Raw genomic sequence first — 4,544 nt, forward strand, 5'->3', positions numbered from 1 at the left:
TTCACGAACGATTGACACACAGCTTGCATTGTTCTGAATTCATCGAACTCACGTGATTTTACGTTCCATCAACAAACTTCCTGTTACCTTATAACGAATGGGAACAGTAGCAGAAGTAATATCATTAAAATAGTAGGTGAATCGGAGTGTCACATATTTATGTTTGATATACGGACGGGTATCATCCCAATTCTCTGTCAGAGTATAAGACGGAGATACATTGTCAGGCACTTCAAATTCTATCTCATTGTTATCCGGAATTAATGTCAAAGCACCGTTCTCGTCAAATCTTACATAAATTTTATATAATGCTCGTTTATCCCTTGGCAAATCCTCATCCATCAAACCGGCATAAAAGAAGATGGTATTGTCATCTACCACAAACGCCGTACGGGTATTGGCAATCATGGGGTCTCCCAACACATCATCATCGTCACCGTTTTCAGGCTCTTTATAGAAATAGACTTTCATATTTGTCGTACTATAAGCTCCCGAATAATCATTGAAAGGAAGTATTCTCAACAATGCTTTACGATAATTTTTCCGCATATTCGACTGATAACCGTATGAAGAACCGTCAAGAATAGTAATCGGCAATATCCAATGGTCTACCAAGTCTAAATCATTCAATGTGAAATCTATGTCGAGCAGACTTGTATACTCTCCTGCAGCAATATTGACAGTCTCTGGAAACTTATAGTATTTCTGAGGTAATTCTTTATAGTAAAGTTCCGTACGTGTACTGAAACGCTCTTGATTAAAAACAGACAACGTATCCGGGTCTACAGCGACATGAACAGTCAAATCCTGGTCGTTCATGGTAGAACCACTCACAACCAACGGCAATTGATAAGTCACCTTGCCGTCTTTTTTATAACGTATATTGATATTCGTACATCCCTTGTCGCCAACAGGAGCTTTGAAAGAGACATAATGCTCAAATTGTTCGTCTTCCCACTCGTCATTGCATGAACTGCCCGCAAAGAGAGCAATCAATACGATTAAACAGTTATATACTTTTTTCATATAGCATTTTCATTTAAAATTAATCATTATATGTCCATCCTGGATTTTGGGTCAGGAGCTTGTTACTCTTCAACTCATCATGACTGATAGGCCAGAAATACATTTTCCGTGAGAATGTAGTCGGTAATGAGGGTACTTCGACAATCGTATGGAACAGGTCTTGCTGTTCTTCCGTCATCAAAGTGTTACATCCGTAAATAGGCGCCGATTCTTCCGTCTCGGCATCTTTCCAACGGCGAAGGTCATAATAACGATGCCCTTCTCCCATCAACTCAATCTGACGTTCACGTTTCAGCGTTTTCCGGAACTCATCTTTATTACTATACACTTCAGGACGATAATCAGGAACTCCTGCACGACATCTGACTGGACGGATTCCTTTTTTCATTTCATTGACATCACGTCTGATATTGTAAGTCTTAGAGCCATTCCATGAAGCGATATCGTGACTTCCCTCAAGCTCGTTCAATGCCTCTGCATAAATCAACAGTACTTCCGCATAACGAATAGCTGGTTCTGCTTTGGGTTTAATATGTGTCCAACCAGCATCATTGCTGTTATTATCGTTAGCATCATTGGGATGTACGAATTTCATAACGCCTATTCCTGTCCGTAACCAGAACATAGTGTTCGTATATCCATTGCCGCCACCACGATAATAAAATATTTGCCGTGGTCCTTTATTTTCATTCAGGTCTGCATTCAGAAAATACCATGTAGAACCATTATAGGCAACAGAAGCATAAAAACGGGGTTCGCGACGGGCATATTGCTTGGACACACCTTTGCTGAGTGTTCCCAGTTCCGGATATACCCCCTCATTCTGTTCTTCTTCCGAAACGAATCCTTTTACACGTGAATTATTATCCACACGGCCTGCATATCCCGGCAGATTGGCATATTCGGAATTCATACCCGGGCAATTGCTTCCGTCATTCATATAATAAGCATCACACTGTTTTTGCGTCAGCCCATGCGTATTCCAACCGCTGGTAAAACGTGGCAATTGATGCCCGACCATCACATTGATTCCTTCGCTACTCTGGTTTTGCCCACGGGTAAAAATAAGCTCGGGATTGACTTCTGCCGCAAGTTCACCATTGAATAAAGAACGATAAGATTCATACGGGTCTATGTCTTTCCAACCATCTGGCCAGTTATGTTCTGAGAAGTCTCCATCTTTCGGTGGAGCAATCGTTTTAGGATAGCCGGTAGAGGCTGTCGTACGTATACCGGCATGATACAAGTCATAGACATTCAGTTCAATCACATCACGGGCAGCAGCAGCGGCTCTAGCCCATTTGCTTTCATCATATTCCTGAGAAACCAGATGTGTTCCATCAAAATTAACCAAATCCGAGAACTTCTCAGTGTCTGACGGACGAGGATTATTTATAGGACTAGCTGCATAAAGCAGTACTTTTGCACGTGTAGCTAAAGCTGCTCCCCGCGTAGGACGTGCAATGGCCAAAGCGCCACGAGTCAACGGAAGGTCTTTCGCTGCAAGAGCCATCTCCGAAGCGATATAATCGGCGACTTCGTCATACGTATTTCTTGCCCGGGCAAGATTGTCGTAACTATCTGTATAGTCCAACCCTTCGTCAGGCAGCAAAGGTACCGGACCGTATTTCCGAAGCAGTAACCAATAATAATAGGCACGGACAAAACGGGCTTGAGCCTTATAGTCTGCTATTTCTTCTGCTGAGAAGTCTTCATTCATGTCAATATTCTGGATAAAAATAGAGGCTTGCCGGATACCCTGATAGCATGCTCCCCAGGAACCTTGCTGGTCTCCTTCTCCGTATTCTCCATTTTTCAGTTTTTTATAAAAGTCATCCCTGTCTCCAAAATACATATCATCGGCAAAGCAAAAAGGAGTATGCCCTTTACTGGATACATCGGCATTACTGCCTGCCAAATAAGAAAAGGCATTTGCCAACCATTCTTCTGAGTAGTCTTCGCTTTTAAATACTTCTTCCAAAGACATACGGTCCTTAAAATATCTATCTACTTCCAAATAATCGGAACAAGAAACGAGACTCAAACCTGTCCCTATTACGGCAGATAGTAAAATATGTTTTGTTTTCATTGTTAATCTAATTATTAAATATTTACACTTAATCCTAATGTAAAAGTTCTAGCTAACGGATATTTCTCGCCATTGGAAATAAGCAGTTCTGGGTCCCACAGTTTGAAACCGGAGAAAGTGAGCAAGTTGGTTCCGATAAAGAAAAAACGTATATTGCTAAAATGCAATTTATTAACGACTGATTTGGGTAAGGTATACCCTATTTCCAATGTTTTAAGACGTAGGTATGAACCGTTTCTCAACCAGAATGTCGATGCACGATAGTTATTATTATTGCCGCCATAACTTAAACGAGGGTAAGAAGCGTCTGGATTTTCCGTAGATGGGTCGCCTGATATCGTTGCATCAATCCAACGGTCTTCTACAAGGTCATTCAGTATGTTTCCCCAAGTACCGGACGAGAATGCATATACCGACGAACCGTCAAGGAAAAAAGTGGATTTGCCCGCTCCCTGGAAATGCACATTCACATCCAATCCTTTCCATTGAGCTGAAATACCCATACCATAAATCAAGTTGGGTTTTGTCGTCGCCCCGATAGCAACCTTATCGCCATCATTTACCACACCGTCACCGTTGACATCTTTATATTTTATATCTCCCGGTTGCACATCACCAAATTCTTGTTTCGGACTATTACGAATATCATCATAATCTTTAAACAGCCCCAGAGCTATCAATCCTCTGGCTTGGTCCACCCGATGTCCTTTTTCCATCTGATAATCGTAAACGTTATAGGCCTCATCTCTTTCCAAAATTTCATTTTTACTATAGGTCATATTACCGCGGACTGTGAGATTTACCTCACCGACTTGCTGTTTATAAGCAAAATTTCCATCAAATCCCCTTGAGAGTACACTGCCGACATTGGCTTTAGGATTGCTGGTCACTCCGACCATCGACGGAAGATGGGTACGTTCCATATAGATGCCGTCACGTTGTTCATGAAAATAATCGACTGTTGCGGTGAACTTATCATTGAACAGGGAGAGGTCGACACCAACATCATGTTTCGTTGCGATTTCCCAAGTTACACTATTGGCTGCCAATACGGAATATGCCATCCCCGAATAGTTCTTATCATAGTTGTAATCTGCCCACTGATAGCCTCCTTTTCCTCCTTCAATCGTATACAGATAGGGAAAACGAACATCACCAAAATTATCATTACCGACTTTTCCCCAAGAATAACGGAGTTTAAACATATTCATCCATTTCAGTTTTTCTTTTATCACTGGCTCTTCTGCAATATTCCAAGCAACAGAAAAAGCGGGAAAAAAGCCGAACTGATGCCCTGTTGCAAAATTTTCCGAACCGTTGTAGCCGAAATTGAAATCTGTAAAATTTAATATATAACTATTTAACCATTTGTAGATGAGTAGTTTATAAATTTTGTTTCTGAAACAAGAAACAAATCAGGAACAAAAAT

3 protein-coding genes are annotated in these 4,544 nt (G+C 41.2%); all 3 read right to left on the reverse strand.

Annotated features, from left to right (window positions below):
* Positions 1-48 precede the first annotated feature (48 nt).
* Genes Q5076_RS17805 through Q5076_RS17815 form a run of 3 tightly spaced genes read right to left on the reverse strand, consistent with a single transcriptional unit; the run spans position 49 to position 4,506 of the window.
* Entirely contained in the window at positions 49-1,026 is a 978-nt protein-coding gene (locus tag Q5076_RS17805) for a DUF4973 domain-containing protein (protein WP_303015145.1), read from the reverse strand.
* 19 nt (positions 1,027-1,045) lie between these two features.
* The gene (locus Q5076_RS17810; protein ID WP_303015148.1) at positions 1,046-3,115 is read right to left on the reverse strand and encodes a RagB/SusD family nutrient uptake outer membrane protein; all 2,070 of its coding nucleotides are present in this window, start codon (positions 3,113-3,115) and stop codon (positions 1,046-1,048) included.
* A gap of 14 nt (positions 3,116-3,129) precedes the next feature.
* Positions 3,130-4,506, reverse strand: coding sequence for a SusC/RagA family TonB-linked outer membrane protein (locus tag Q5076_RS17815; RefSeq protein WP_303015150.1), 1,377 nt, complete (start codon positions 4,504-4,506; stop codon positions 3,130-3,132).
* Positions 4,507-4,544: the final 38 nt, after the last annotated feature.

Origin of the sequence: uncultured Bacteroides sp. (genome assembly GCF_958445495.1) — a bacterium.
In the GTDB taxonomy this organism is placed as follows: Bacteria; Bacteroidota; Bacteroidia; order Bacteroidales; family Bacteroidaceae; genus Bacteroides.

Bases quoted from the DNA above. Each gene is read 5' to 3' on its own strand.
- Q5076_RS17805 (WP_303015145.1), bottom strand. From the start codon at position 1,026: ATGAAAAAAGTATATAACTGTTTAATCGTATTGATTGCTCTCTTTGCG.
- Q5076_RS17810 (WP_303015148.1), bottom strand. From the start codon at position 3,115: ATGAAAACAAAACATATTTTACTATCTGCCGTAATAGGGACAGGTTTG.